Here is a 25,986-nt window from a genome sequence, read left to right on the forward strand (position 1 = left end):
TCGGCTGACCGGGGTTTTTTGTTGTGCGCACTATCAGTGAAAGCGATTGCGTTGAGTGTAGTGACCGCAGCTTCCTCCGAGCAGGGCAGTCACCGAACCACAATCGAACCGAGCTGGGTGTCGATGCTGACCAGCCACGATCGTGGGCAGCCTTTCAGCCGTTTTCTTACGGGCGGGTGTCACCTACACAATGATGATTAGACATGGCGCCTAGGCGACGGTCTAAACGCTATCGGCGCCCCCGTGGAACCGCACGGATCGGACTGCGTGGACGCATCCCCTCCATCCTTTCTCTCCATCTGATCCCCCTCCGCCGTCGCATTGCGACCGGGTGGGTGGCCTCCTAGGCTGTACTTCCAGACCGCCGGTACTTCCGATGTCACGCGGCACATAAAAACGATCCCCTCTCTCCGAAGCGCGCGCTATCGCGATGAAGGGCAAGCGCGCGTGGTGTGCCGTGCAGTCGCTCGGTGTCCGGACCTCGCCATCTCCTGATGTGGCTGCATGGTGGCGTGTCCGGCCCATTCCCTGCATGAATTTTCAACGGAGACAACGCATGAACATTCGAGAGGCGAGCAGCAATCTCCTGCTTTATCGCGAGCGGAGCTTGGACGATCTGGCCACAGACACCTCTGCGGTGCGGGCGCTAGCGCAAGCGGCGATCAATGTGGAACTGTTCACGATCCCGCTGTACATGACCGGTCTGTATTCGGTGTTCGGCACCCACGAGATCAACGCGCAGGACATCAGCTACTACCAGGGGCGCCGCTGGCCGGGCATGGCCCCGACGGCCCGGCCGGCTACGCGCGAAGACAAGGCGTTCAATCTGGTGTTCAGCGTGTTCATCCAGGAGATGCTGCATCTGCAGATGGCGGCCAACATCTGCACGGCGATTGGCGGCACGCCGTCGTTCACCAGTCCCGCACTTCAGCAGCCCGACCACGGCTGGTCTTGCTACGGCCCGGAACAAACGAAGATTCCGCACGTGCTCAATCTGCTGGACACGACGCGCTATCACGACACCAAGGTCAATCTGGGCGCGCTCAACAAGAACACGCTTGACCTCTTCTGTGCCATCGAGCAGACCGAGAAGGATGCGATGGACGTTCTGCAGCCGGACAAGCGCCGGGACTACTTCCCGACGGTGCCGTTCAACGGTTGGAACCCCAGCAAGGGCGAGACGGATCTGCCGATGTTTGGCTCCATCGGCCACATGTATGAGTGCTACGCGCAGTACCTGCGGATCGAATACACCGATGGCCAGACGCTTTGGCAGAAGCTGTTCGACCCGAACTGCGTCCAGCAGGACATGTTCAACACCACGGTCCAGGGGCATCCGCGGCGCGAATACCCACGCTTTGAGACCGTCCTGAACAAGGAAGACCTGGCGGATCCGGTGAAGGCATTCAACAAGGTCATCACCTTCATGTCGGCCATCACCGATCAGGGCGAAGGCAGCCAGGTCCCGCTGGGCCGTTCGCTGCTGCGCTATCAGCTTGGCCCCACGCAGCCTGCTCCGCTGTCGCTGAACGCCGTCAAGGAAAAATACCGTGAAGACCGGCAGTCCCTCGAGGTCGACTATCCCTCGTACACCGCGAGTGGCCAGGATGCGCCGTCAGCCGACGCCGAGGCCAGGTACCACTATGCGGCCGAGACCCACTTGGAGCGCTTCGAGGCGTTGCGCCACGAGCTGCCGCACATCATGACCTGGGAGAAGTGGCACGCCGATCCCAAGAACACGTGGACGGCAAAGATGCTGACCAGCCCGGACTACAACCCGGCCAACGATTCGCAATCGATTCCGGCCCCGCAGGCGATTGCCGATGCGCTGAACCGGCTCAAGCAGCAGGGCGCGACGGAATACGCCACCCTCAGCAAGGTGGCCGTCGGTGCCATTGCGGGCATCACGACCGTACTCGACGTGTACTGGAAAGTCGCCTCGACCACCTTCCCGTATCCGTCGATGGTCGGTTCGGGCGATCGTGTCTCGTTGTGCTGGGCTGTCTTCGGGCGGGCGCCGGACCTCGGCTTGGGCATTGGCAAGCCGGATGATCAGCGGCTCTACCACGCCTGTCAGGCGCTTGATCTGAACGGTGGCGACCAGGCCAGTTGTGCTGCCATCGAGATCTACCACAGCTGCCGCGGCTCCAATGGCTGCAAGGCGCAAGGCGGCTGTGGCTTCGCCCAGCTCGACACCGGAGGTGGTTCCTGTGGGCATAGCAGCAGTGCTGCCAACACAGCCACGGCCGGGCAGGGCACTGGGCCGGCGCCTTTCAGGGTGCATGGCCGCAAGAGCCGCAGCCATGCCGTTGACCAGAATCTGTGCGGCGGCCCGACCCCGGCACCGGGGCCGTACAGCGCGCCCAGTGACAATCGTTGCGGCAGCTTGGGTGGCTGCGCGGTACCGATCTCCGCGTCGCAGCTCTATCCGGAGGGCGGCACCATGCTCTTGTATGACTTTGTCGGGCCGCAGCATACCAAGCAGAAGATCGGTGAAATGACCTTCGCGCTGGGGGACTCCGTCTACGACAAGGCATGGCAGGCCTACAAGGAGGTCATGGCCCACCGCGGCAAGCCAGTTGGCGATCCGCCGAAGCCGACCGACCTGCGTATCGCGCTGCCGCCGTCGACCTGAGCGTTGTCGTGCATGCGTCCCTGCCCGGGTTGGGCGGGGCGCTGCGTTGGCTCAGTTCGATTTCACCCGAACACCCGTCTTCCTCTTCCTATGCGTGTTCAGCGACTGGGTTTGCCCAATCTCGGCTTTGGTGTTGGCCTGCGGACCACGCACCTTCCGCATATCCTGCGCCACGGCCCCGGCGTCGACTGGTTCGAGATCATCAGCGAGAACTTCATCGACCACCACGGCTACGCGCGCCATGCACTGGAGCGCATTCGCGCCGAGGTGCCGGTCGTGATGCACGGCGTGTCGCTGTCGATCGGCAGCACCGATCCGCTGAACCGCGACTACCTCGCCAGGCTCAAGCAACTGGCCGATGACATCCAACCCGCCTGGGTGTCCGATCATCTGTGCTGGACGGGCGTGGCCGGCGTGAATTCGCATGATCTGCTGCCGCTGCCCTTGACCGAAGCCAGCTATCGGCACGTGCGGCAGCGCGTGGAAGCCGTCCAGGATTTCCTGCAGCGTCCGCTGGTGCTTGAGAACCCCAGCAGCTACCTCGAGTTCGCTGGCGCCACCATGACCGAGTGCGATTTCCTGGCGCGGCTGGCGCGCGAAACCGGCTGCGGCCTGCTGCTCGACGTCAACAACGTCTACGTGTCTGGCCACAACCATGGCTTTGATCCGGAGGCATATTTGCGCAGGTTGCCGCCCGAGCACATCGTGCAGCTGCATCTGGCCGGCCCGACCGACTGCGGCGACCTGCTGGTCGATACGCACGACCGCGCGGTGCCGCCGCGTGTGTGGCAGCTCTATGTGCTGGCGCAGCAACTGTGTGGGGCGACGGTGCCCGACGATGCGCCGATGCCGCGCGGCGCGGTCTCCACCTTGCTCGAATGGGATGCTGACATTCCCGACTATCCGGTCTTGCTGGCCGAGTTGGACAAGGCCCGCGTCGCGCTCCGCGGCGAGATGCCGTCGCCGGCCGGTGCGCCGATGCATGACGTGGTGAGCGGGCAAGCCGGCGCCACGGCAGGCATGACGACCGTGTATTCGACGCCGCTGGATTTCCAGGTGAGGGAATGCGATGCCATCACACCCGCTCCATGATGTTCAACGCTGGCTGATGACCGTAATGACTGCGCCCGGCGGTGCGGACCACGGTCTGACGCTGGCGCGGCATCGTTTCGGCTTCACGGCCGACGACCTGATTCGTGCGGGCGGCGTGGCGAGCCCGCAGCGGCGGTTGGGGGTCTATGCCGACGGCTACCTGCAGCGCCTGTACGACTGCCTGTCCGCCGACTACCCCATGCTCGAACGCCTCATGGGGCGCGACGTGTTCGGCTTCTTCGCCCGTGCTTGCCTCTGGGAAAATCCATCCGGATCGACCACGCTCTACGATCTGGGCAACGGCTTTCCCGATTTCCTGGCGCGACACCTACCTGCGGGCACCGATCCCGATGACGGCGTCGCGCTGCTGCCGATCGAGCTTGCGAGCCTGGAACGGGCGCGTACCGAGGTCTTGCGCGCACGCGGGATGGAGCAGGCGAGCACGGTGAAACCACCCTCCGCCCATCTGCTGGGGCTTGCGCCGGACCCCGCAATGACCTGGGCGGTTCCGCCCTGCGTGAGGCTGCTCGCGCTCAGGCTCGACCTGATTCCATTCTGGCAGGCCATGGAAGCTGGCGATGCGGTGCCGGCCTGCCCCGGGATCGCGCCTTGCCATGTGGCGGTCAGCCGCGTGCGCTACCGGGTATCGATGCATGCCCTGAGCGATTGGCAATACGCAGCGCTCAGCGCACTGCGTGATGGACATCCCCTCGCGGCGGCCCTAGGTGCGATTGCACAGACCGGCATGACGCCGGCCCAGGCCCTGGCCGAGTGGATGCTCTGGTCGCCGGTGGCGCAGTCGCTGGGGCTGCTCGCCAGCGCGGCGGATTTCCCGCCTAGCTAGGCGTTCGCCACCCGTCCGCCGCGCTACTCACGCTTCGTCGATGGAGCGCAGCATGCTCATCAGCAGCGCATCCGTGGACCTCGCACCGGACACGGCGGCAACGCCATTGAAGACAAAGTGGGGCGTGCTCAGTACGTCTTCCTTTATCGGGCGGCCGCGCCGTGGCCGTTCCGGGGCAGGAGGGGGGAGGTGACTGCGCACGTCATTCAGACAGGCAAGCAGCATCGGTCGTCCCACACCTTGCTCCAGACCCAGCCGCTCCAGCACGTGCGGGTCGCCGATGTTCTCGCCGTCAGAGAAGAACGCCTTGAACAACCGCTCGACCAATCCAATGGTTTGCTGTGGACTGGTTTGCCTGGCTATGTGCTCGATCAGGCCGTGCGCGATTGCGGTGTTCGGCAGGATGCGGATGCGCTTGAAATCGAACGCGATCCCCACGGCTTGCCCCGCGTGCTGCACTTGTGAGCGCCGCAAGGCCACAGCAGTGGGGCTGCCAGACTGGGCCAGATAGAACGGCTGATATGTCGTGCCGCCTAGCGGTACTTCCGGCAACAGCGGGCGTGAGCGCCAGTGGATCTTGATCTCGACGGCGGGGTACCGCCTCTGGAACTCGCGCATGGCTGTGGCCAGTTGGCGGATGCCGACCCAGCTCCACGGGCAAATCAGGTCGAAGAAGACTTCGATGGTGAGTCGATGCCTCATTCCGCCGTCGGCTGGATGGTTCATGTCAATGGGGGGCTGTGCCAAGTCCGCTAGCGCTTCAAGCAACGCTGGTCTCCTGTCAGGTCTGCTCGCGTTGGCTTGCCGGGGGAGGGGCAGACTGCGAGCGCAACGCATACAACCAACTTATCTCGCGCGTTGCGGTGCGAGGGGCTGGGGGTTTTGCGCCAATGCGCATTTGTTTTGCTGACAGGAAGAATTTTGTTCGGGCGGCAATCGGTACAGGAACTTGAGGGGCGCAGTACCGCAATTTTTGCTGCCGAGAGGCGGAGAGGGGCGCCCCATTTTCAGTCGTGGGCATGCTTTAATCGCGCCCATGCCCGACACCCCTGTACCCCTGTCTTCGGATCCGTTGCGCGGTCAACGCATCCTGATCGTTGACGATGTCGACGAGAGTCGCATGCTGCTGGTGGACTTTCTGCAGCGCAGGGGTTGCCGCGTCTATATCGCCCAGGACGGGCAGGACGGCGTGCAGAAGGCTCAGAGCGTGGTGCCGGACTTGATCCTGATGGACATCCGCATGCCCGTCTGCGATGGCATGACCGCTTGCCGGCTGCTCAAGGCCAACCCGGTCACGCGGGCGATTCCGTTGATTTTCCTGACCTCCGCCGCGTTGCCGGAGGAGCGTGTGGCGGGGCTCTCGGCCGGCGCGGTGGACTACGTGACCAAACCGTTCGACTTCGAGGAAGTGCGCCTGCGCCTGTGCATTCACCTGAAGCCCGTTGCTGCGCCAAGTGGCACGCCGCAGGCGGATGATGCGGTGAGTGCGCATTCCAGCACGCTGGACGCCGTTCTGTACCGGGCGACGCGCAAGCTGTTGCTCGAAAGGCTTGCCGAAACACCCAGCTTGGTGGAGCTTGCTGCCGCAGTCGGCACCAATGCGCGGCGGCTGAATGCGGCGTTCAAGCAATGCGTGGGCGTGACCGTGTTCGATTTCCTGCGCGAGGAGCGCATGAAGGAGGCTCGGCGCATGTTGTCCGAAACTGCGCTTGACGTGCAGACGATTGCGCGGGAGCTGGGCTACAGCACCACGGCCAATTTCTCCACCGCATTTCGTGAGCGCTTTGGTCTGCCGCCCAGCCACTTCCGGCAGCGCTCCGGAGACCGGGTGTGAGCGCTCCCGCGCTCGCCATCAGATCGTCGGGACGGCGCTTGCGCTGGGTGGTTTGCGTCGCCTTTGTGCTCAGCCTGTTGATGGGGCTGGTCGGTCGGGCTGCGTGGGCGGAGCCGGTTGATGTCGGGCGTGGCGCGCACACGGATGCTCCATCGCTTGCGTTGCTGCCGACCCTGTCCGTGCTGGAAGACAAGGCCGGGCAGCTCGATCTCAAGGACGCGCTCGCCAGCGCCAGTTGGAAGCCCATTTCCGGGACAACGCTGACGCCGGGCTATAGCGCTTCCCGATTCTGGCTTCAGGGCACGCTCTACAACAGCGGCGCCGAGCACGTCACGCGCTGGCTGGCGGTCGGCCCCGCGCGGCTGGAGTCGGTGGACTACTTCCGGCTCCCGCCCGGTGAAGATGCGGCACGAGAGTCCATTCTTGCGGGTAACCGCTTGCCGCTGAGCACGCGCGCCGTTGCAGCAACGATTCCAGTGTTTCCCATCACCCTGGCGCCGGGCGAGCGGGTGACGTTTGTCTTGCGCATCTACAGCCGATCGGCGGTCGACCTCGACCCCCGGCTGTGGAAGCCGGCTGCGTTCCGGCAGCAGGAAGGTCATGACCTGATGCTGCAGGCGTTTCTGGTTGGCCCGGCGTTGCTGCTGGCCCTGTACGCGCTGATCCAGGGATGGTCCTGGCGCGACCGCGCCTTCCTGGGCCTGTTCGGGTGGATCTGCCTGGCGGTGCTCTACAACATGGCCATCCAGGGCTACCTGTACCGCTACGTCTTGCAGGCGGGCGGCGAGTGGGTCCTGCGCGCCCCTTCAACACTGGGCGTGCTGACCACCGTGTTCTATGCGGCCACCACCGTGACCTTTGTCGGCTTGGGTCGTATTGCTGCGTGGAAGTGGCTCTACCGCATCGTCGTCATGCTCTTGCTGGTCGGGGGCGTATGGACGGCACTGGGGGACTACCGCGCTGGGGCCATCTATTCGAACGTTGTCGTCGCATCGTTCAACGTGCTGTGGGTGATCTCCATGGCCGATGCCTGGCGTCGCGGTTTGCCCAATGCCAGGCTGTTCATGCTCTCGTTTGGCATGGTCTGGCTGGTGCAGGTGATCGGGTTGCTGGAGATTCACGGCATCCTGAGCCGTGGTTGGCATGCGGGCTTGAAGCTGTCCTGGCTGGCGGAACTGGCGACCCTGTTGATGATGGGTGCACTGGTTGTCCGGCGCTCGCGTGAGACATCCGCATCGCATGCAGCGATGCAGCAGGCGCTGCTGGATGCCAAGAGCCAGGAGCAACACAAGCTGGAGCGTGCGGTGGTCGAACGCACGCAGGAGTTGCGCACCGCGCTCATCGATGCTGACGAAGCGAACCGCGCCAAGACCGATTTCCTCGCCCGCATCAGCCACGATCTGCGGACACCGTTGACGTCGATTATCGGCTTTGCCGAGCTGGTACAGGCCGCCGGTCATGAGAATGCCGAGCGGGGCCGGATCATCGGCCGCAGTGCGCGGCACATGCTCGCCATGGTGAACGACCTGATCGACTACGCACGCGGTGGTGAGCCCGATGCATTGCACAGCACGCCGGTCTACGTGCATGCCCTGCTCGATGCCGTTGTGCAGGAAGGTGCCGAGTTGGCGCGACGCCGTGGCAATCAGTTCAGCTTCCGTATCGAGCGTCCGTTGCCGCCCGTGCTGGAGCTGGATGCCAAGGGCCTGCGGCGGGTGCTCGGCAATCTGCTGGACAACGCAACCAAGTACACCACCGATGGCCGAATCGAACTTCTGATCGACTGTGCGGGTGAGGTCGAGATCGCGCAGCCGGTGCGGCTGACGTTCATCGTCAAGGACACCGGGCTCGGCATCGCGCCCGCAGATCAGCAACGCATCTTCGAACCGTTCCAGCGGCTGGACACGGCACGCACGCAGCCGGGGACTGGGCTTGGGCTGGCCATCGTCCGGCAATGGACCGAGCGCATGGGCGGGTCGCTGACGGTCGACAGCACCCCGGGCGTTGGTACGTCGATGCGTCTGGACGTGACGGCGATGGTTGCCGCCGAGGACGCGGTATCGCGCCACCATGTCGCGGCCATCGGTGCAGCGGTACCCAGCATCGACGGCACAGGCCTGTGCATCTGGGTTGCGGAGGACACCGCCGACATCCGTCGCCTGCTTGCCGATGAATTGTCCAGTCTCGGCTTTGCTGTTGAAACCGCGCCCGATGGCGCGTCGCTCATCGAGCGGATGACGCAGCCGGGCGGTGCACACCCCGACCTGGTACTGACCGACTATCTGATGCCCGGCGCCGACGGCCTTGCTGTGCTGCGTGCCGCCCGAGCACACCTCCCGGGGGTTCCCGTGGTGGTGCTGTCGGCAATTCTTCAAACCACGACGGCTGGCGACGACCCCGCCGCGCCCGAATTTGATGCGGCGCTGCTCAAGCCGATCAACCTGGCCGAGTTGCAGGAGACGCTGGCGCAGCTGCTGGGGCTGCGGCGTCATCCACCGGTGACGGACACCTCGGAGGCCGCTCCGCTGGTCGGACCGCCGCCGCAGGCACGCGCCGTTGCACTGGCGTTGATCGACCTCGGCGCCATCTCCGACCTGATCGACTGGGCCGATGCGCTGCGCGCCGAGCATCCGCAGTGCGAGGCGTTTGCCACCCAGGTGCACCAGCTGGCAACCCGTGGCGACCTTGCCGGATTGCAGCGGCTCTGCAGTTAGCGTCAGGCTCGCGGGTCAGATAAAGCCCCATTGGCTAGCGGTGCGTCCGTGCTGGCGCGGTGCAGCACGCGTCGCACACCGTCGTGACGCGGCTGCGGGTGGGCAATACCTCACAAATGCGGTCGGGAAACGTTTGTCAGTCACCGCAACGGTGACTAGACTGGCTCCCATGTGACTTTCTGTACCATCGGCAGGAAGCTTCGCCGATGGCACTGGCCCGCCCCTGGAGCGCCCGACCCTGTGAGCCCCAACGATCGCCGCCTTGCGCGCCATCTGTTTGTTGCCGTCACCATCAAGGTGGCGGTGCTGGCCGTGCTGTGGTGGGTCTTCGTGCGGGATCACCAGGTGCCGGTCGATGCCGAGCGGGCCGCCGACCGGTTTGGCGTGACAACACCCGCGCAGGGAGGGCATCCGTGATATCCGAGCACTTGGTCGATCTATCCAGGCTGCAGTTTGCGGCGACGGCGTTGTACCACTTCCTGTTCGTGCCGCTCACGCTGGGCATGGTCTGGCTGCTGGTCATCATGGAGAGCGTCTACGTGATGACCAACAAGGTCATCTGGAAAGACATGACGCGCTTCTGGGGCAAGTTGTTCGGCATCAACTTCGCCCTGGGGGTGACCACCGGTATCACGCTGGAATTCCAGTTCGGCACCAACTGGGCGTACTACTCGCACTACGTGGGCGACATCTTCGGGGCGCCGCTGGCCATTGAAGGGCTGATGGCGTTCTTCCTGGAATCCACCTTCATCGGCCTGTTCTTCTTCGGGTGGGATCGCCTCACCAAGACGCAGCATTTGCTGGTGACGACGCTCATGGCGATCGGCACCAACCTTTCCGCGCTGTGGATCCTGATCGCCAATGGCTGGATGCAGAACCCGGTGGGTGCGGATTTCAACTGGCAGACCATGCGCATGGAGATGTCGGACTTCTGGGCCGTCGTCTTCAACCCGGTGGCGCAGGCCAAGTTTGTGCACACGGTGTCAGCCGGTTACGTGACAGGCGCGATGTTCGTGCTGTCGATCTCAAGCTGGTACCTGCTGCGCGGGCGCGATGTGGAATTCGCGCGACGCAGCTTTCGTGTGGCGGCGGCGTTTGGCTTGGCCAGCGTGCTCTCTGTGATCGTGCTGGGCGATGAATCCGGTTACACGGTGGGCGAAGCGCAGGAAACCAAGATGGCCGCCATCGAAGCCATGTGGGAGACCGAGCCCGCACCGGCCAGCTTCAACGTGATTGCGTCGATCAACCAGCGCGAGCAGAAGAACGACTGGGCGGTCGAGATTCCCTATGTGATGGGCTTGATCGGCACGCGCTCCGTGTCGAAGCAGATTCCGGGTATTCACGAGATCAAGGTGCGCAACCGCGGTCGTATTGTGAGCGGCATCGAAGCCGTGGCCGCACTGGAAACGCTGCGCAAGAACCCGGACGATGCCGCTGCCCACCAAACGCTGCAGATCCATCAGCAAGACCTGGGCTTCGGCTTGCTGCTCAAGAAGTATGTGACCGACGTACGCCAAGCCACGCCCGAGATCATCGACAAGGCGGTCGACGACACCGTGCCGCGCGTGTGGCCGATGTTCTGGGGTTTCCGTGCCATGGTCGGATTGGGCTTCCTGATGCTGGCGCTGTTCGGCCTGTCGTTCTGGAGCACGCTGCGGCCACAGCGCAAGGCGCCGGCTTGGCTGCTGCGGTGGGCACTGTGGATGCTGCCCGCGCCGTGGCTTGCCGCTGAGCTTGGCTGGGTGGTCGCCGAGTACGGTCGCCAGCCGTGGACGATCTACGGCGTACTGCCCACGCACCTGAGCGTGTCGACGCTGAGCGAGGCCAGCCTGTACGGCTCGCTGGCAGGCTTTATCGGCTTCTACACGCTGCTGTTGATTGTCGAGATGTACCTGATGATCAAGTTCGCACGGCAGGGCCCCGGCAGCCTCGGCACCGGTCGCTACGATTTCGAAGCCGCCCACGCTTGAGGAGGCCACCATGTTTGACTATCCCACCCTCAAGGTCATCTGGTGGCTGCTGATCGGCGTGCTGCTGATCGGCTTCGCCATCATGGACGGGCACGACATGGGCGTTGGCACGTTGCTGCCGTTTGTCGGCAAGACCGACGACGAGCGCCGTGTCGCCATCAACACCATCGCCCCGCACTGGGACGGCAACCAGGTCTGGTTCATCACCGGCGGCGGCGCGATCTTTGCCGCGTGGCCGCTGGTGTATGCCACGGCGTTCAGCGGGTTCTACTGGGCGATGCTCGCGGTGCTGTGGGCGCTGTTCTTCCGCCCGGTCGGGTTTGATTACCGCAGCAAGATCCACAACGCCACGTGGCGCAAAGCGTGGGACGTGGGGCTCTTCATCGGGGGCGCGGTGCCGCCGCTCATCTTTGGTGTGGCGTTCGGCAATCTGCTGCAGGGTGTGCCGTTCCACTTCGACACCTTCATGGTGGTGACGTACACCGGCACCTTCTGGCAATTGCTGAACCCGTTCGCCATCCTGACCGGCGTGGTGTCGAGCGCGATGATCACCATGCACGGCGGCATCTATCTCGCGCACCGTACCGAAGGGGCGATCCAGCAACGTGCGACGAAGGCCGCAACCGGCGCCGCGATTGTCGCCGTGATTGCCTTCGTCGCGGCGGGTGCATGGCTGCGCTGGGGTGGCATCGAAGGCTATGCCGTCACCTCAGCCATCGACCCGGCTGGCGTGTCCAACCCGATGGCCAAGACGGTGGCGCGCGCCGCCGATGCGTGGTGGCACAACTACCAAGTGCAGCCGTTGCTCTGGCTGTTGCCCTTGCTCGGCGTGATTGGGCCGCTGCTGGCGACGGTGCTGGTGCGGGCAGGGCGTACCTTGATGGCCTTCGTGCTGTCCGCGCTGGGCTTGGCGGGCATCATCACCACGGCGGGCGCATCGATGTTTCCGTTCGTACTGCCATCGTCCAGCATGCCAGCCGCCAGCCTGACGGTGTGGGACAGCGTCTCCAGCCACTTCACGCTGGGCCTGATGTTCTGGGCAGCGATCATCTTCACGCCGATCATCCTCGTCTATACGAGCTGGTGTTACCGCGTGATGCGCGGCAAGGTAACGGTCGAACATATCCGGGCCAACGAGCACTCGCTCTACTAACCCTGCTAGCCACCGGAGGACATGACATGTGGTACTTCACTTGGGTCCTGGGCGTCGGCTTTGCCGTGCTGCTGGCTGTGCTCAATGCGATGTGGGGTGAGGTGAGCGACGCACGCGCCGCTGGTGCCGCCACTGACGAGGACCGCGTGTGAGCACGGCCGAAGTGAGCGACGCCCATAAGCCGCGCATCCACGCAGCCAGCCTAGCTGCCGGACTGATCGTCATGGCGGTCGGCACGGTGTACCCGTACATCGTCGCCAATGGCGCTGGCCATGCGGACCACACCCTCGCCATGCTGCTGTTCTGGGCGATGAGTGCGGGGTTGGTGCGTGGTGTGGGGTTCATTCCGCGCCACCGGGTGTGGCGCGTGTTGTTTTCAGGGTGGTCCTGCGCGCTGGCCCTGGCGCTGTTTGGGTTGCTGCGCTTCTTGGGGTGAAGCGTCAGCGCGGCAGGCGGGTGGGGCCGGCAGCAGGCGGCTCCGATGTGCGCCCGCGCAGCACATCACGCAGGCGCCGCACACCACGCCATAGCTTCGGCAGCAGCCAGACAGCCACCAGCAGCAAGATCGCCAGCACCACCAAGAATGCGACTGGCAGGAAGAACGACATCAACAGCCCGCCAGTCGCCGTGATGTCCTCACTGAACGACGCCACCCAGTTCGAAAACGGCTCGGGAGAAGCGTTGATCAGCGCACGCGTGCCGGCTTTGGTGGCGTGCGCCGTTCCAGCCAAGGTGCCGCCAATCAACCCCGCCGCCACCATCCATTGCGGATCGAGTTGCCCAAAAGCGGCTGCCGCCAGGATGGCCCCGGCAGGAATGCGGATGAAGGTCTGGATGCTGTCCCAGACGGAATCGAACCCCGGAATCTTGTCGGCTAGGAACTCAGCCACGGCCAGCACACCGGCCAGCCCGATCACCCACCACGATTCGAGCATCTGCAGCCCCGGCGGCAGGTGCAGCCAGCCTGTGCGGCCCAGTACACCGGCGGCAAACACGGCCAGGTAGAGGCGGAATCCGCTGGTCCAGGACAGGCCTGCGGCCAGCGCGGCAGTTTCCAGCATGGGGCTCCTTGCGCGTTCGGGCAGGCAGACGGGCGCTTGCCGATAGTGGCAGTGTAGTGCCCGCGCGCCTGCCCGGCTGACTTACAGCAACGACTTGCCCTGCGACAGGATCTTGTCGCAGGCCTGCTTCGTGATCTGCTCCTTCACGCTGCTCAAGTCGAACGTGCTGCCGCTGGAGCCGGTGAGCAGGCCCTTCGTGCCATTGCTGTATCCAGTGTCAGAGGCCGGGGCGCCTCCCAGTTTGCCGAGCAGCTTGTCTTTGACCGAAGCCGCATCCGATGCGCCACCCAGGTAGTTGTTCTTGAGGCAGAACTCCAGCACGCCGGCCACGTTGCCGGTGCTGCCGGAGGTGAGCGAGCCCAGCGAGGGCAGACCGCCCGATCCACCGAGATTGCCAAGACTGCCCAGGCCTCCGGATGCGCCCTGGCTGTTGCTCTGTGTCGCGCCCTTGATGAGATCGCCGATCTGGGCTTGGGCGGTGGCGGGCAGCAACGCGGCAACCAGGGCGAGGGCAGCAGTGGTGCGGATCAGGTGGCAAGTCATACGGGGCTCCTTGAGGGGATGAGGCGGACAAACGGGGGGGGGGGGCACCACTACCGTAGCGCACGGCCAGCCGAAATGGCGGGTTGCGCAAGTGCGGTGTTGCCGCCATTTTCCACCGCCAGGGCAACAAAAAACCCGGCAGGTCGCCGGGTTTTTTGCATTTCAGTACCCTTGCCAGGGGCCGGGTACCGGATGACGCCAATCAGGCAGCCTGGATGTTGGTGGCCTGCTTGCCCTTCGGGCCCTGCGTCACTTCGAACGAGACGCGCTGATTTTCCTTGAGCGTCTTGAAGCCAGCCATCTGAATGGCCGAGAAATGCGCAAACAGCTCTTCGCCGCCTTCGTCAGGCGAGATGAAGCCGAAACCCTTGGCGTCGTTAAACCATTTGACCGTACCGAGTGCCATGAAAACCCCTCCGAGAAAACACAAGTCCAAGCCGGGAGGGTATGCCTGTCGGGGCAGTCCAGAGCGGTACCGCGCAGTCATCGCCGGATCGTCGTGCTTGAGGTACGACGAAAGGCGCGGGTGGAACCGCGCCGCCAGCGATCGGTCTTCTTGTGGCAAACGCCACAGCCTGATGCGGTTGTCGATCTGTTGTCGACTGGTGTGAGGCCTCCCGGGCTCACCATTCATGAGGCTTGCTGCCAAGTGTTTTTGGGGCAGTAAGACGCACATGTTGAATTCGATTGTTCGAGGAAAGTAACTGACTGTCAAGGCTACCAAAGGTGGGTTTGTGGCGAAAATCGGTCAGTTTTTGAAGAGGTTTTGCTCGAAATTCCGCAAATCGTCCCCACGTGCCGGAAACGCTCAGCATTCAAGCTTGGCGCGTCTCCCGTTTCCAGCCCTCGGCTGGCCGGCGGAGCGCCCTCGCCCAGAGTGCCGACAGGCGAACGCAATTCAGGCCAAACCATTTGCAGGGCTTGAAATCGGCGTTATTTCCCTAAATTGCGAAGTCGAAAGGAGTGGTTAGAATAAGACCATGGCAATCCGGCAAGCGACCACTCCACAACACGATGCAGGCACCGTCCTCGAGCGGAAAGAGCAAGCGCTCAAACCGCCCGCGATGTACAAGGTGCTGCTGCTCAACGACGACTACACCCCGATGGAATTCGTCGTGATGATCCTTCAGCAATATTTCAGCAAAGACCGGGAGACGGCCACACAGATCATGCTGACTGTGCATCGGGAAGGTAAGGGCGTGTGCGGTATCTACACCCGGGATATCGCCGCGACGAAGGTGGAATTGGTGTCAACCCATGCACGGCAGGCGGGCCACCCGCTGCAGTGTGTGATGGAGGAAGCATGATCGCGCAAGAACTGGAAGTCAGCCTGCACATGGCGTTTGTCGAAGCCCGCCAGGCTCGCCACGAATTCATTACGGTGGAGCATCTGCTGCTTGCGCTGCTGGACAACCCGACGGCCGCGGAGGTGCTGCGTGCCTGCGCCGCCAATATCGAAGACCTCCGAACGCATCTGAAGAACTTCATCGCCGACAACACCCCGGTGGTGCCCGGCACGGACGAGGTGGACACGCAGCCCACGCTAGGTTTCCAGCGTGTGATCCAGCGCGCCATCATGCACGTGCAATCCACCTCCAACGGCAAGAAAGAGGTGACGGGTGCCAATGTGCTGGTCGCCATCTTCGGCGAGAAGGATTCCCACGCGGTGTACTACCTCCAGCAACAGGGCGTGACCCGGCTGGACGTCGTCAACTTCATCAGCCACGGCATCCGCAAGGATCAGGCAGAACCGGCCAAGCACGGTGACGCCAACCCCGAAGGTGAAGGCGGCGACGGCAAGGAAAGCCCGCTGGAGCAATTCACTCAGAACCTGAATGGTCTGGCCAAGGCCGGCAAGATCGATCCGCTGATCGGCCGCGAGCAGGAAGTCGAGCGCGTGGTGCAGGTGCTGTGCCGCCGCCGCAAGAACAACCCGCTGCTGGTGGGCGAGGCTGGTGTCGGCAAGACCGCCATTGCGGAAGGTTTGGCATGGCGCATCACCAAGGGCGAGGTGCCGGACATTCTGTCGAAGTCCGTTGTCTACTCGCTCGACATGGGCGCGCTGCTGGCCGGTACCAAGTACCGTGGGGACTTCGAACAACGCCTGAAGGGCGTGCTGAAGTCGCTCAAGGACAACCCGAACGCGATCCTGTTCATCGACGAGATCCACACGCTGATCGGTGCGGGCGCCGCGTCGGGCGGCACGCTGGACGCGAGCAACCTGCTCAAGCCGGCGCTGTCGTCGGGTGCGCTCAAGTGCATCGGCGCGACCACGTTCACGGAATATCGCGGCATCTTCGAGAAGGACGCAGCGCTGTCGCGGCGCTTCCAGAAGATCGACGTGGTGGAACCGACTGTCGACCAGACCGTGCAGATCCTGCGCGGGCTGAAGTCGCGCTTTGAGGAGCACCACGGCGTGAAGTACGCATCGTCGGCGCTGACCGCTGCGGCTGAGCTGTCGGCACGCTTCATCACCGACCGCCATCTGCCGGACAAGGCGATCGACGTGATCGACGAAGCGGGTGCCGCGCAACGCATTCTGCCGAAGTCGAAGCAGAAGAAGACGATTGGCAAGAGCGAGATCGAAGACATCGTCTCGCGTATCGCCCGCGTCCCGCCGCAAAGCGTGTCGCAGGACGATCGCAGCAAGCTGCAGACGCTGGAGCGCGATCTGAAGTCGGTCGTGTTCGGTCAAGACCCGGCCATCGATGCGCTGGCTTCGGCCATCAAGATGTCGCGTGCGGGGCTGGGCAAGACGGACAAGCCGATCGGCTCATTCCTGTTCAGTGGCCCGACCGGTGTGGGCAAGACGGAAGTCGCCAAGCAGCTCGCGTTCATCCTGGGCATCGAGCTGATCCGCTTCGACATGTCGGAGTACATGGAGCGCCATGCGGTGAGCCGGCTGATCGGTGCGCCTCCGGGCTACGTGGGCTTCGACCAGGGCGGTCTGCTGACGGAAGCCGTGACCAAGAAGCCGCACTGCGTGCTGTTGCTGGACGAAATCGAGAAGGCGCACCCGGACATCTTCAACATCCTGCTGCAGGTGATGGACCATGGCGCGCTGACCGACAACAACGGCCGCAAGGCGGATTTCCGCAACGTGATCATCGTCATGACGACCAACGCGGGCGCCGAGACGATGAACAAGGCGACCATCGGCTTCACCACGACGCGCGAGCAGGGCGACGAGATGGCCGACATCAAGCGCATGTTCACGCCGGAGTTCCGCAACCGCCTGGATGCGACCATCAGCTTCCGCTCGCTGGATGAGGAAATCATCATGCGCGTGGTCGACAAGTTCCTCATGCAGCTGGAAGAGCAACTGCACGAGAAGAAGGTGGATGCCATCTTTACCGAGCGCCTGCGTCGCTTCCTGGCGAAGAAGGGCTTCGACCCGCTGATGGGCGCGCGCCCGATGCAGCGCCTGATCCAGGACATGATCCGCAAGGCGCTGGCCGACGAGTTGCTGTTCGGCAAGCTGACCAACGGCGGCAAGGTGGTTGTGGACCTGGACGATGCCGATGCGGTGAAGCTGGAGTTCTCCGAGAACGAGGCGCCGCCGGCACCCGCGCAGGAAGAAGCGGAAGCCTGACGTTCAGTCGATCGCTCCAAAACAAAACGGCCCGGAAATCCCGGGCCGTTTTTTTATGTGCGTGGACGATGCTTAGTGACGCCCAGTGCTGCCGAAGCCACCTGCGCCGCGGTCGCTTTCCGCAAAGTCATCGACGATGTTCAGTTCGGCCTGCACCACGGGCACGATCACCAGTTGCGCAAGGCGCTCCATCGGGTTGAGCACGAAGGCTGTGCTGCCACGGTTCCACGTGCTGACCATCAACTGACCTTGGTAGTCCGAATCGATCAGGCCGACCAGGTTGCCGAGCACGATGCCGTGTTTGTGGCCCATGCCCGAGCGCGGCAGGATCAGCGCCGCATAGCCGGGGTCGGCCAGGTGGATGGCCATGCCGGTCGGGATCAGGTGCGTGGTGCCGGGCTCGATGGTGAGCGGGGCATCGATGCAGGCGCGCAGGTCCAGCCCGGCGCTGCCGGTGGTGGCGTACTGCGGGAGCTGTTCGTGCAGGCGGGCGTCGAGGATCTTGACGTCGAGTTTCATGCGGGGCAGGCCGAAGAGGAGGTGACAGAAGCGGGAGATGGTAGCGCAAACGCCTCGGCCAGCAACTCGTACGAGCGCAGGCGGGCCTTGTAGCTCGGTGCGACGGTCAGCACGATCAGTTCGTCGGCGACGAAGCGGTCCTTGAGTGTGTGCATCTGGTCGGCGATGGACTCGGGCGTGCCGATGATGCTGCGCGGCCGCTCGCGCATGACGATGGCCTGATCGCGTTCGGTATAGACGTGGGCTTCGCCTTGCTCGACCGTCGGGATCGGGCCGTTGGCGCCGAGTGCCATCTGCAGGCGGCGCAGGTCGACGGCGGCTTCGTAGCGGCGCGCTTCGGCCTCCGTGTCTGCGGCAATCACGAAGACAGCGGCGGCGCTGTACGGGCGTGCGTCGTAGTTCGGTTCGAAGTCCGTGCGGTACTGCTGCGTGACGATGTGCCCGACGTGCGGGTTGATGAAGTGCGCGAAGGCGAAGCGGATGCCCAGACGGGCCGCCAGTGCGCCGCCGAAATCGCTGGAGCCGAGCATCCACAGCTCAGGCTTGGTGTCGATCTCGGGTTGCAGGAGCACGCCATAAGCCGGGTGATCGGACGGCAGCGTGCCCGTCAGGTGCCAGATCAGTTCCTGCACCTGCTGCGGGAAGATGTCGCCGCGGTTGTAGTCGCCCATGGCGACGGCAGCAGCCGTGCGCATGTCGCCGCCCGGTGCGCGGCCGACGCCCAGGTCGATGCGGTTGGGGAACAGCGCTTCCAGCAGGCGGAATTGCTCGGCCAGCTTGAACGGGCTGTAGTAGGGCAGCATCACGCCGCCGGAGCCGACGCGCAGATGCTTCGTGGCACTCGCCACGCGGGCGATCATCACTTCCGGCGCGGGGTTGCTGACGCCGCGCAGGCCGTGGTGCTCGGCGCACCAGTAGCGCGTGTAGCCGAGGGAATCAGCGAGTTGCGCTAAGTCGACCGTCGCGGCGATGGCATCGCGCGCGCTGTGGCCGTAGATGACCGGGCTCTGGTCGAGGACGGATAGGCGAATGGGGGTGCTCATGAGCGCGCTCCGTTCACACGATCAGCGATGGCGGCGACGATCTGGCGCGCCAGCGTCAGCTTGTCGGCGCGCGGCAGGCGCGTGATGCCCTTGGCGTCGAACAGCGCGACTTCATTGTCGTCGCGGCCGAAGGTCTGGTGGCCGAGGTTGCCGACCAGCAGCGGAATGCCTTTCTTCTGGCGCTTGGCCTCACCGAACTCTTCCAGACGCTCCGTTTCGGCCGCAAAGCCGACGCAGAACGGCGCGTTCGGGCGGCGAGCAACACCAGCCAGGATGTCCGGATTCTGCGTGAACGCGAGCGTGGGCACGTCGGTGTCGTTCTGTTTCTTGAGCTTCTGATCGGCGGCTTGTGCGACACGCCAGTCGGCCACGGCAGCCACGGCGATGAAGATGTCGTTCTTGCTTGTATCCAGCTCGCGCATCACGGCGTCGTGCATTTGCTGGGCGGTCTGTACATCAATGCGCAGCACGCCGGCGGGCGTGTCCTGGTGACACGGCCCCGCGACGAGCGTGACTTCTGCACCGGCCTGCGATGCGGCCCGCGCCAGCGCAAAGCCCATCTTGCCGCTGGACAGATTCGTGATGCCGCGCACCGGGTCGATCGGCTCGAATGTCGGCCCGGCCGTCAGCAACACGCGGTGGCCGCGCAACAGCTTGGGCTGGAAGAAGCCGATGAGCCGCTCGACGATGTCTTCCGGCTCCAGCATGCGGCCGTCGCCGACTTCGCCGCAGGCCTGATCGCCGGCATCGGGGCCGAGCAGGGTGACGTCATCGGCGCGCAGTTGGGTGGCGTTGCGTTGCGTGGCGGGCGCGGCCCACATCTGCCGGTTCATGGCGGGAGCGACGAGCAGCGGGCAGTCGCGCGCGATGCACAGCGTGGAGAGCAGATCGTCCGCCATGCCGTGCGCGAGCTTGGCGAGAAAGTCCGTCGACGCTGGGGCAATGACGATGGCATCGGCCTCGCGCGAGAGGTCGATGTGCGGCATGTTATTGCCGATGCGGTTGTCCCATTCGGACGTGAAGACGGGGCGCCCGGAAAGCGCCTGCATCGTCACCGGCGTGATGAAGTGCGTGGCGGCGTCGGTCATTACCACCTGCACCGTAGCGCCGGCCTTGGTCAGCAGCCGTACCAGTTCGGCCGACTTGTAGCACGCGATGCCGCCCGTCAGGCCGAGCACGAAATGTTTGCCTTGCAGTTCCATAAACACCTGCTTTTGAATCCGATTGACGCAATGTGCGTGGGCAGGATACAACCCGGTGCCCCAGTGTTTGCATTGCCCGCTGAACAGTGGCGATGATACCGGCTTGGCTTCAGGCGCGTCCGGCGCCTGGATTTGTCCTCAAATGCGCATTCTCGATATGGTTTTTGGTCCGGTTTTTCGTCGCCCGGCAGTTCGCAACGTATTGGCTGTGATTGGCGCTGGCGCTATCGTCGCCGTGGTGATTGGTGCCGTGCTCGTGCGCGAGTCCAAGGCTTGGTTACGGGAGGAGTCGGTACCCGCCCGCGCAGACGTGATCGTCGTGCTGGGTGGGGAATCGGGCCAGCGTGTGATCGGCGCGGCCGAGCTGTATCACGCAGGCGTGGCGCCGCGTGTGTTCGTGAGCGGGCAGGGCGATTGCCTGGTGATCGTGCGCCGCCTTGTGATGGCCGGCGTGCCGGCGGATCGCATCGACCATGAATGCGAATCGGGCAGCACGATGGAAAACGCTCGGATGACGCGCCAGACGCTCGCGGACAAGGACATCCATAGCGCTGTGCTGGTCACGAGCTGGTATCACACCGGCCGTGCGCTCAAGGCTTTCCGCCAAGTGTGGCCCGAGGTGACATGGGGTGTGCGCGGCGTGTTTCCGGGCGATACGCTAGCCAAATCGCTGCCGCTTTACGAGAGCGGCTCGATCCTGGCCGAGTACGTCAAACGGGCGTGGTACGCGATTCGATACCGCGCACCGAAGCCTTCCGCGACGCTGGGGACGATGTCGCCATCAAAACGCACGAGTTGATCCGCTGGACCGGCGCCGAGCGGCGCATGGCGAGGGATTTTGCGCGCACGTTGGCGAACCGTCTAGCCGCCATTAGCCAAGTAAGACGTGATGTCGCTGTCAGTCGCCCTCTCAGCGTCGAGGGCTGATTGCATTCCCTGAACAGGAGTGTCGGGGCGCAGGTTCGGCAATACAAAGGGCTCGCCATCCAAGTGCTTGAGCACGCTGGCAGAAAGGTCAAGAACATTGGACCATCTGTCGAGCAGGTGGAGTAGGCCAGCAAGTTTTACTGTTTCGATTTCAATATTGTCGGCCCTGTTTGTGCGATTACGCGGCGTGTGCTGGAAGATGACGGCCAAGTTCTCCGATGTGTTTGCTTGATTAAACCTGCGGATCTCCTCCTGCAGGTGCACCAGAGCATCCTGAACCGGTGTTTCACGGTACGAATTGGTCGCTAGATCGAACTCCAAAAAAGTTGGTCTGGACAGTACCTGAGGAAGAACGACCGGATGTAGCGTACGCCCCAGTAGATGGATGGAGAATGTCGAGATCATGTCCCAGCGCTTGGCGCTGACTGTCGTGAAATCGTTGGCTCTCCCTTCGAGCGTAATTGGATGTGCTTCGTGAAAGCGGTCGATGACAACACGAGGGGAGTGGACAGCTCCATTGAATTTGACAAGACATTGACCGACGAAATCTCGTAGTTCTCGTCGAAGCAACCGCCTCGCAGTCATGTCTTCCACCGGGATTGACGCGAAAGCCTGTCCGTTCAGGACATCGACGATGTCGCGAAATCCTGAGAACACGTGAACCCAATTGCCGGAAGGAGCCGGTCCTTGTCCACGAACAGCAAGCTTGGTCTCTTCATTTCGGCTCACTTCATTGATGAACTTGACCAGAAAGTCTGGGTTGGAGGCAGACTTGCTCGGATGGCCTGCGATAGCGTTGCGTGTCTTGTTGTCCAAACTCGTAGACTCGAGAAATTTCACGAGTTCACGGCGATCGTCCTTCGCTTGCCAGACGTCTGAGCGCACGAAATTGAGAAGCTTCAGCTTCCCCGCTTTGTACAATTGATAGGCTTCCCGATATTCCCTCTGGGTAATCGAAACTTGGTTGGCCTCGTCATACCATCCCCCGACCCTGCTGCCAATCAAGAGTACGAAATAGTCGGCTGAATGGATAGCTTGCAGGCAGGCTTCGTACGAGTGCTGGTCCAGCGGCTTCTCGAAGTCATTGAATTCCGACGCTAGCACCTTGCAGCCCTGCTCCTCAAGATGGAACTTGAGCGCTGACCGGAGATCGTGAAAATCGTGGATCGTGGAAGAAATGAAAAAGGTTGGGCGATGCATGTATGTGTGAGGCTGTCGCTGGCTATGGCGGTCAACATTACTTGAGCAGCGCGTTGTTGTCATGACCGTCTACAGATGCTTAACGCGGGTTTGTAGTCTGGGACCTACACGCCTTGCATCGGGGCGGTGATCATCAACTCCCGACAAAAAAAAATGCCAGTCAGCGTTCAACTGACTGGCATGCTTCGCTGAACGAGGACGACTGGTGTCAACGCCGCACGCGGCGCAGTTCGTCGATGATCAGCAGTACCGCGCCGATGCAGATACCGCAGTCCGCCACGTTAAAGGCGGGCCAGTGGTAGGTGTTCAGGTGGAAATCGAGAAAGTCCACCACGTGGCCATAGATGACGCGGTCGATCACGTTGCCCAGCGCGCCACCCAGAATGAGCGCCAGTGCGAAGCAGAACATCTTCTGCCCGCTGTGCCGCTTGAGCAGCCACACGATGAACAATGCCGCTGCAATGCCAAGGCCCGTGAAGAACCAGCGCTGCCAGCCGCCCGCTGCCGCGAGGAACGAGAACGCCGCGCCCCGGTTATAGGCCAGCACGAGATTGAAGAACCCGGTGATGGGGCGCGATTCGCCGTAGGTAAAGGTCTTGAGGATGGCGACCTTGGTCAACTGGTCCAGCAGGATCCAGATGACCGCCAGGCCCAGCCACGGGCCTACGCCATGGCCGCTACCGCTACTGCTCTTCTTCAATCCGACCGACTTGCTCTTACCGCTGTTACGAGTCGCCATTACGCAGCGCTCCGTTGTTCACCGGCGCCGAACAGGTTGTCGGTGCAGCGCTTGCAGAGGGTCGGGTGGGCTGCGTCGTGGCCGACGTCGGCGCGGTAATGCCAGCAGCGCTCGCACTTGGCGTGGGAAGACGGCACCACGCTGATGAGCAGGTCGCCGCCTTCCGGTGCGCGCTCCAGCTTGGCTGCCGACGTGATCAGCACGAAGCGCAGATCGTCGCCGATGCTGGCCAGTGCGTCGTACACGGTGTCACCCGCCGCGACGGTCACTTCCGCCTGCAGCGATGAGCCGATCTTGCCGTCGACGCGCAGCGTTTCCAGTTGCTTGGTCACTTCGCCACGCACGTTGCGGATGGCGGCCCACTTCTCCAGCAGCGCGCTGGCGCCTTGCGGCACCGGTGCGTCGTAGTAGGTGCTGGTGAAGATGGTGTCGGTGTGCTCCGTGCCGTGGGCGAAGACCTGCCACGCTTCTTCGGCCGTGAATGACAGGAACGGCGCCATCCAGTGCAGCATCGACTGGGTGATGTGGTACAGCGCGTTCTGTGCCGAGCGGCGCGCCACGGAATCCGGCGCCGTGGTGTACAGGCGGTCCTTCAGCACGTCGAGGTAGAAGCCGCCCAGGTCTTCCGAGCAGAACGTCTGCAGCTTGGCGACCACCGGATGGAACTCGTACACGTCGTAGTGCGACAGCACTTCCTTCTGCAGCGCGTCCGTCATCGCCACCGCGTAGCGGTCGATTTCGAGCCATTGCTCGGTCGGCAGCGCGTGCTTGGCGTGGTCGTAGTCGGTCAGGTTGGCGAGCAGGAAGCGCAGCGTGTTGCGGATGCGGCGGTAGCCTTCCACCACGCGCTTGAGGATCTCGTCCGAGATGGCGAGCTCGCCCGAATAGTCGGTCGAGGCCACCCACAGGCGGATGATCTCGGCGCCCATCTTGTTGGCGATTTCCTGCGGCGCGATCGTGTTGCCGATCGACTTGGACATCTTGCGGCCTTCGCCGTCGACCGTGAAACCGTGCGTGAGCAGGCCCTTGTACGGCGGCTTGCCGTACAGCATCGAAGCCGTCAGCAGCGACGAATGGAACCAGCCGCGATGCTGGTCCGAGCCTTCCAGGTACAGATCGGCCAGGCGACCGTCCGGCAGGTCGGCCGAGGCGTCGTACAGATCCGCCGCGTGCGAGCCGCGGATAACGTGCCAGTGGGTCGTGCCCGAGTCGAACCACACGTCGAGCGTGTCGCGATTCTTCTCGTACATGTCAGCCTCGTCGCCGAGCAGTTCGCGCGGGTCGAGTGTCTGCCAGGCTTCGATGCCGCTCTTCTCGATGCGCTGGGCGACTTGCTCCAGCAACTCGGGCGTGCGCGGGTGCAGCGCGCCGGTTTCCTTGTGCACGAAGAAGGCCATCGGCACGCCCCATTGGCGTTGGCGCGAGAGCGTCCAGTCCGGGCGGTTGGCGATCATGTTGTGCAGGCGCTGCTTGCCCCACGACGGGTAGAACGCGGTGGCGTCGATGCCGGCGAGTGCCGTTTCGCGCAGCGTGGCGTTACCGTCGTTGGGTTGCACGTCCATCCCGGCAAACCACTGCGACGTGGCGCGGTAGATGATCGGCGTCTTGTGGCGCCAGCAGTGCATGTAGCTGTGCGGGTGCTTGTGCGCGTCGAACAGGTTGCCCGAGTCACGCAGCACTTCGACGATCTTCGGGTTGGCGTCCCAGATCATCTGACCGCCAAACAGCGGCAGCGTCGATGCATACACACCGTTGCCCATCACCGGATTGATGATGTCGGCGTCGACCATGCCGTGCGCCTTGCACGACTGGAAGTCTTCCACGCCATACGCAGGCGCGGAGTGGACGATGCCCGTGCCAGTGTCGATCGTCACGTAGTCCCCCAGATACACGGGCGAGGTGCGGTCGTAGCCGGCGTCCATCTTGGCCAGCGGATGGTGGAAGCGCACGCCATTGAGCGCCGCGCCTTCGCACGTGGCCAGCACGGTGCCCTCCAGCTTCCAGCTCTGCAGGCAGGCCTCGACGCGCTCCTTGGCAACGATCACCAGACCGCGCGTCGTATCGACCAGCGCGTATTCGATTTCCGGGTGCAGGTTCAGCGCCTGGTTGGAGGGGATCGTCCACGGCGTGGTGGTCCAGATCACGATCCAGCCTTGCTTGGCCTTGAGCACGTCGGCGCCCACGTGGAAGGCGCTCGACAGTGCATCGATATCGGCAAACGGGAAGCCGACGTCGATCGACAGGTCGGTACGGTCCGCGTATTCGACTTCGGCTTCAGCCAGTGCCGAGCCGCAATCGAAGCACCAGTTGACCGGCTTCAGGCCGCGGAAGACGTAGCCCTTTTCCAGGATCTTGCCCAGCGCACGCACCTCATCCGCTTCGTTGCGGAAGTTCATCGTCAGGTACGGATCAGCCCAGTCACCCAGCACGCCCAGGCGCTCGAAATCGACCTTCTGGCGGGCGATCTGGCCGGTGGCGTAGGCACGCGCCTTCTCTTGCACTTCCTTGACGGGCAGGCCCTTGCCGAACTGCTTTTCGATCTGGATCTCGATCGGCATGCCGTGACAGTCCCAGCCCGGCACATAGACGGCGTCCAGGCCGGTCAGCCCGCGCGCCTTGATCACCATGTCCTTGAGGATCTTGTTGACCGCGTGGCCGATGTGCAGGTCACCGTTCGCATACGGCGGGCCGTCGTGCAGGATGAACTTCTTCGCGCCCTTGCGCGCGGCGCGGATCTTCTTGTAGAGCTGCTTGTCCTGCCACTGCTTGACCCACTGCGGCTCGCGCTTGGGCAGGTCGCCGCGCATGGGGAAGGGGGTGTCCAGCAGGTTGACCGGGTACTTGCTCTTCTCCGGCGTGGGCTTCTTGGAATCGGACATGGTGTGATGTGGGGCAGATTCGGGCAAATCGGATCGGTG

The 25,986-nt window shown here is 63.5% G+C and carries 23 protein-coding genes; 13 read left to right on the forward strand and 10 right to left on the reverse strand.

All coding sequences use genetic code 11. The annotated features are described in order from the left end of the window. Positions 1-556 precede the first annotated feature (556 nt). The 3 genes from ACS13N_RS02015 (at position 557) to ACS13N_RS02025 (ending at position 4,571) form a co-directional block, all read left to right on the forward strand. Entirely contained in the window at positions 557-2,635 is a 2,079-nt protein-coding gene (locus ACS13N_RS02015; protein ID WP_438930119.1) for a ferritin-like domain-containing protein, read from the forward strand. A 90-nt stretch (positions 2,636-2,725) separates the two neighbouring features. Next, on the forward strand, positions 2,726-3,727 hold the full coding sequence (gene bufB / locus ACS13N_RS02020; RefSeq protein WP_438930120.1) for an MNIO family bufferin maturase: 1,002 nt from the start codon (positions 2,726-2,728) through the stop codon (positions 3,725-3,727). 25 nt (positions 3,728-3,752) lie between these two features. Next, positions 3,753-4,571: an HvfC/BufC family peptide modification chaperone gene (locus tag ACS13N_RS02025; protein WP_438930121.1), complete on the forward strand. Its 819-nt coding sequence runs from the start codon at positions 3,753-3,755 to the stop codon at positions 4,569-4,571. A 27-nt stretch (positions 4,572-4,598) separates the two neighbouring features. Here the strand turns inward: ACS13N_RS02025 and ACS13N_RS02030 are convergent, their stop codons facing one another. Then, positions 4,599-5,273, reverse strand: a complete 675-nt coding sequence (locus tag ACS13N_RS02030; RefSeq protein WP_438930122.1) for a DsbA family protein — start codon at positions 5,271-5,273, stop codon at positions 4,599-4,601. 334 nt (positions 5,274-5,607) lie between these two features. Between ACS13N_RS02030 and ACS13N_RS02035 the strand changes: the two genes are divergently transcribed. The 7 genes from ACS13N_RS02035 to ACS13N_RS02065 all read left to right on the forward strand — a co-directional run bounded on the left by ACS13N_RS02035 (position 5,608) and on the right by ACS13N_RS02065 (position 12,678). Beyond that, entirely contained in the window at positions 5,608-6,405 is a 798-nt protein-coding gene (locus ACS13N_RS02035) for a response regulator (protein WP_438930123.1), read from the forward strand. Further along, positions 6,402-9,119 (forward strand): ATP-binding protein, encoded by a 2,718-nt coding sequence (locus ACS13N_RS02040; RefSeq protein ID WP_438930124.1) that lies wholly within the window; start codon positions 6,402-6,404, stop codon positions 9,117-9,119. The genes ACS13N_RS02035 and ACS13N_RS02040 overlap by 4 nt, the downstream gene beginning before the upstream one ends. 240 nt (positions 9,120-9,359) lie before the next feature. Next, complete coding sequence (gene cydP, locus ACS13N_RS02045) at positions 9,360-9,536, forward strand: cytochrome oxidase putative small subunit CydP (protein WP_438930125.1); 177 nt, start codon at positions 9,360-9,362, stop codon at positions 9,534-9,536. Beyond that, entirely contained in the window at positions 9,533-11,089 is a 1,557-nt protein-coding gene (locus tag ACS13N_RS02050) for a cytochrome ubiquinol oxidase subunit I (protein WP_438930126.1), read from the forward strand. The genes cydP and ACS13N_RS02050 overlap by 4 nt, the downstream gene beginning before the upstream one ends. A gap of 10 nt (positions 11,090-11,099) precedes the next feature. After that, positions 11,100-12,242, forward strand: coding sequence for a cytochrome d ubiquinol oxidase subunit II (gene cydB, locus ACS13N_RS02055; RefSeq protein WP_438930127.1), 1,143 nt, complete (start codon positions 11,100-11,102; stop codon positions 12,240-12,242). Between the two features lie 26 nt (positions 12,243-12,268). Beyond that, entirely contained in the window at positions 12,269-12,394 is a 126-nt protein-coding gene (gene cydX / locus ACS13N_RS02060) for a cytochrome bd-I oxidase subunit CydX (RefSeq protein ID WP_438930128.1), read from the forward strand. Then, positions 12,391-12,678, forward strand: coding sequence for a cyd operon YbgE family protein (locus tag ACS13N_RS02065; RefSeq protein ID WP_438930129.1), 288 nt, complete (start codon positions 12,391-12,393; stop codon positions 12,676-12,678). The genes cydX and ACS13N_RS02065 overlap by 4 nt, the downstream gene beginning before the upstream one ends. A 4-nt stretch (positions 12,679-12,682) precedes the next feature. Here the strand turns inward: ACS13N_RS02065 and ACS13N_RS02070 are convergent, their stop codons facing one another. From ACS13N_RS02070 to ACS13N_RS02080, 3 genes are all read right to left on the reverse strand, one after another. After that, entirely contained in the window at positions 12,683-13,303 is a 621-nt protein-coding gene (locus ACS13N_RS02070) for a DUF4126 domain-containing protein (protein ID WP_438930130.1), read from the reverse strand. An 81-nt stretch (positions 13,304-13,384) separates the two neighbouring features. Then, positions 13,385-13,846, reverse strand: coding sequence for a DUF2501 domain-containing protein (locus ACS13N_RS02075; protein ID WP_438930131.1), 462 nt, complete (start codon positions 13,844-13,846; stop codon positions 13,385-13,387). A 202-nt stretch (positions 13,847-14,048) separates the two neighbouring features. Further along, positions 14,049-14,252 (reverse strand): cold-shock protein, encoded by a 204-nt coding sequence (locus ACS13N_RS02080; protein WP_004631953.1) that lies wholly within the window; start codon positions 14,250-14,252, stop codon positions 14,049-14,051. Positions 14,253-14,826: 574 nt separating this feature from the next. Between ACS13N_RS02080 and clpS the strand changes: the two genes are divergently transcribed. Continuing rightward, positions 14,827-15,153: an ATP-dependent Clp protease adapter ClpS gene (gene clpS / locus ACS13N_RS02085; protein ID WP_003261876.1), complete on the forward strand. Its 327-nt coding sequence runs from the start codon at positions 14,827-14,829 to the stop codon at positions 15,151-15,153. Continuing rightward, positions 15,150-17,438 (forward strand): ATP-dependent Clp protease ATP-binding subunit ClpA, encoded by a 2,289-nt coding sequence (gene clpA, locus ACS13N_RS02090; RefSeq protein ID WP_438930132.1) that lies wholly within the window; start codon positions 15,150-15,152, stop codon positions 17,436-17,438. The genes clpS and clpA overlap by 4 nt, the downstream gene beginning before the upstream one ends. A 72-nt stretch (positions 17,439-17,510) precedes the next feature. Here the strand turns inward: clpA and dut are convergent, their stop codons facing one another. The 3 genes from dut to coaBC are packed head-to-tail and all read right to left on the reverse strand — an operon-like array spanning position 17,511 to position 20,202. Further along, a complete protein-coding gene (dut, locus tag ACS13N_RS02095) occupies positions 17,511-17,957 on the reverse strand; it encodes a dUTP diphosphatase (protein WP_021195758.1) in 447 nt (148 codons plus the stop codon). Next, entirely contained in the window at positions 17,954-19,000 is a 1,047-nt protein-coding gene (locus ACS13N_RS02100) for an LLM class flavin-dependent oxidoreductase (RefSeq protein ID WP_438930133.1), read from the reverse strand. Before ACS13N_RS02100 ends, dut begins: the two co-directional genes overlap by 4 nt. Beyond that, entirely contained in the window at positions 18,997-20,202 is a 1,206-nt protein-coding gene (coaBC, locus tag ACS13N_RS02105; RefSeq protein ID WP_438930134.1) for a bifunctional phosphopantothenoylcysteine decarboxylase/phosphopantothenate--cysteine ligase CoaBC, read from the reverse strand. The genes ACS13N_RS02100 and coaBC overlap by 4 nt, the downstream gene beginning before the upstream one ends. 142 nt (positions 20,203-20,344) lie before the next feature. On the opposite strand from coaBC, the gene ACS13N_RS02110 reads away from it, so the two are divergent. Beyond that, complete coding sequence (locus ACS13N_RS02110; protein WP_438930135.1) at positions 20,345-21,001, forward strand: YdcF family protein; 657 nt, start codon at positions 20,345-20,347, stop codon at positions 20,999-21,001. Between the two features lie 62 nt (positions 21,002-21,063). Here the strand turns inward: ACS13N_RS02110 and ACS13N_RS02115 are convergent, their stop codons facing one another. The 3 genes from ACS13N_RS02115 to ileS form a co-directional block, all read right to left on the reverse strand. Next, complete coding sequence (locus tag ACS13N_RS02115; protein ID WP_438930136.1) at positions 21,064-22,329, reverse strand: DUF4062 domain-containing protein; 1,266 nt, start codon at positions 22,327-22,329, stop codon at positions 21,064-21,066. A 208-nt stretch (positions 22,330-22,537) separates the two neighbouring features. Continuing rightward, a complete protein-coding gene (gene lspA / locus ACS13N_RS02120) occupies positions 22,538-23,068 on the reverse strand; it encodes a signal peptidase II (RefSeq protein WP_438930137.1) in 531 nt (176 codons plus the stop codon). After that, positions 23,068-25,947: an isoleucine--tRNA ligase gene (ileS, locus tag ACS13N_RS02125; protein ID WP_438930138.1), complete on the reverse strand. Its 2,880-nt coding sequence runs from the start codon at positions 25,945-25,947 to the stop codon at positions 23,068-23,070. The genes lspA and ileS overlap by 1 nt, the downstream gene beginning before the upstream one ends. Between the last annotated feature and the right edge of the window lie 39 nt (positions 25,948-25,986).

The organism is Ralstonia sp. 24A2 (assembly GCF_051783885.1).
In the GTDB taxonomy this organism is placed as follows: Bacteria; Pseudomonadota; Gammaproteobacteria; order Burkholderiales; family Burkholderiaceae; genus Ralstonia.

Bases quoted from the DNA above. Each gene is read 5' to 3' on its own strand.
- lspA (WP_438930137.1), bottom strand. From the start codon at position 23,068: ATGGCGACTCGTAACAGCGGTAAGAGCAAGTCGGTCGGATTGAAGAAG.
- ACS13N_RS02110 (WP_438930135.1), top strand. From the start codon at position 20,345: ATGCGCATTCTCGATATGGTTTTTGGTCCGGTTTTTCGTCGCCCGGCA.
- ACS13N_RS02070 (WP_438930130.1), bottom strand. From the start codon at position 13,303: ATGCTGGAAACTGCCGCGCTGGCCGCAGGCCTGTCCTGGACCAGCGGA.
- bufB (WP_438930120.1), top strand. From the start codon at position 2,726: ATGCGTGTTCAGCGACTGGGTTTGCCCAATCTCGGCTTTGGTGTTGGC.
- clpS (WP_003261876.1), top strand. From the start codon at position 14,827: ATGGCAATCCGGCAAGCGACCACTCCACAACACGATGCAGGCACCGTC.
- cydX (WP_438930128.1), top strand. From the start codon at position 12,269: ATGTGGTACTTCACTTGGGTCCTGGGCGTCGGCTTTGCCGTGCTGCTG.
- cydB (WP_438930127.1), top strand. From the start codon at position 11,100: ATGTTTGACTATCCCACCCTCAAGGTCATCTGGTGGCTGCTGATCGGC.
- ACS13N_RS02030 (WP_438930122.1), bottom strand. From the start codon at position 5,273: ATGAGGCATCGACTCACCATCGAAGTCTTCTTCGACCTGATTTGCCCG.
- ileS (WP_438930138.1), bottom strand. From the start codon at position 25,947: ATGTCCGATTCCAAGAAGCCCACGCCGGAGAAGAGCAAGTACCCGGTC.
- ACS13N_RS02075 (WP_438930131.1), bottom strand. From the start codon at position 13,846: ATGACTTGCCACCTGATCCGCACCACTGCTGCCCTCGCCCTGGTTGCC.
- ACS13N_RS02035 (WP_438930123.1), top strand. From the start codon at position 5,608: ATGCCCGACACCCCTGTACCCCTGTCTTCGGATCCGTTGCGCGGTCAA.
- coaBC (WP_438930134.1), bottom strand. From the start codon at position 20,202: ATGGAACTGCAAGGCAAACATTTCGTGCTCGGCCTGACGGGCGGCATC.
- ACS13N_RS02025 (WP_438930121.1), top strand. From the start codon at position 3,753: ATGACTGCGCCCGGCGGTGCGGACCACGGTCTGACGCTGGCGCGGCAT.
- ACS13N_RS02115 (WP_438930136.1), bottom strand. From the start codon at position 22,329: ATGCATCGCCCAACCTTTTTCATTTCTTCCACGATCCACGATTTTCAC.
- ACS13N_RS02015 (WP_438930119.1), top strand. From the start codon at position 557: ATGAACATTCGAGAGGCGAGCAGCAATCTCCTGCTTTATCGCGAGCGG.
- clpA (WP_438930132.1), top strand. From the start codon at position 15,150: ATGATCGCGCAAGAACTGGAAGTCAGCCTGCACATGGCGTTTGTCGAA.
- dut (WP_021195758.1), bottom strand. From the start codon at position 17,957: ATGAAACTCGACGTCAAGATCCTCGACGCCCGCCTGCACGAACAGCTC.
- ACS13N_RS02100 (WP_438930133.1), bottom strand. From the start codon at position 19,000: ATGAGCACCCCCATTCGCCTATCCGTCCTCGACCAGAGCCCGGTCATC.
- ACS13N_RS02080 (WP_004631953.1), bottom strand. From the start codon at position 14,252: ATGGCACTCGGTACGGTCAAATGGTTTAACGACGCCAAGGGTTTCGGC.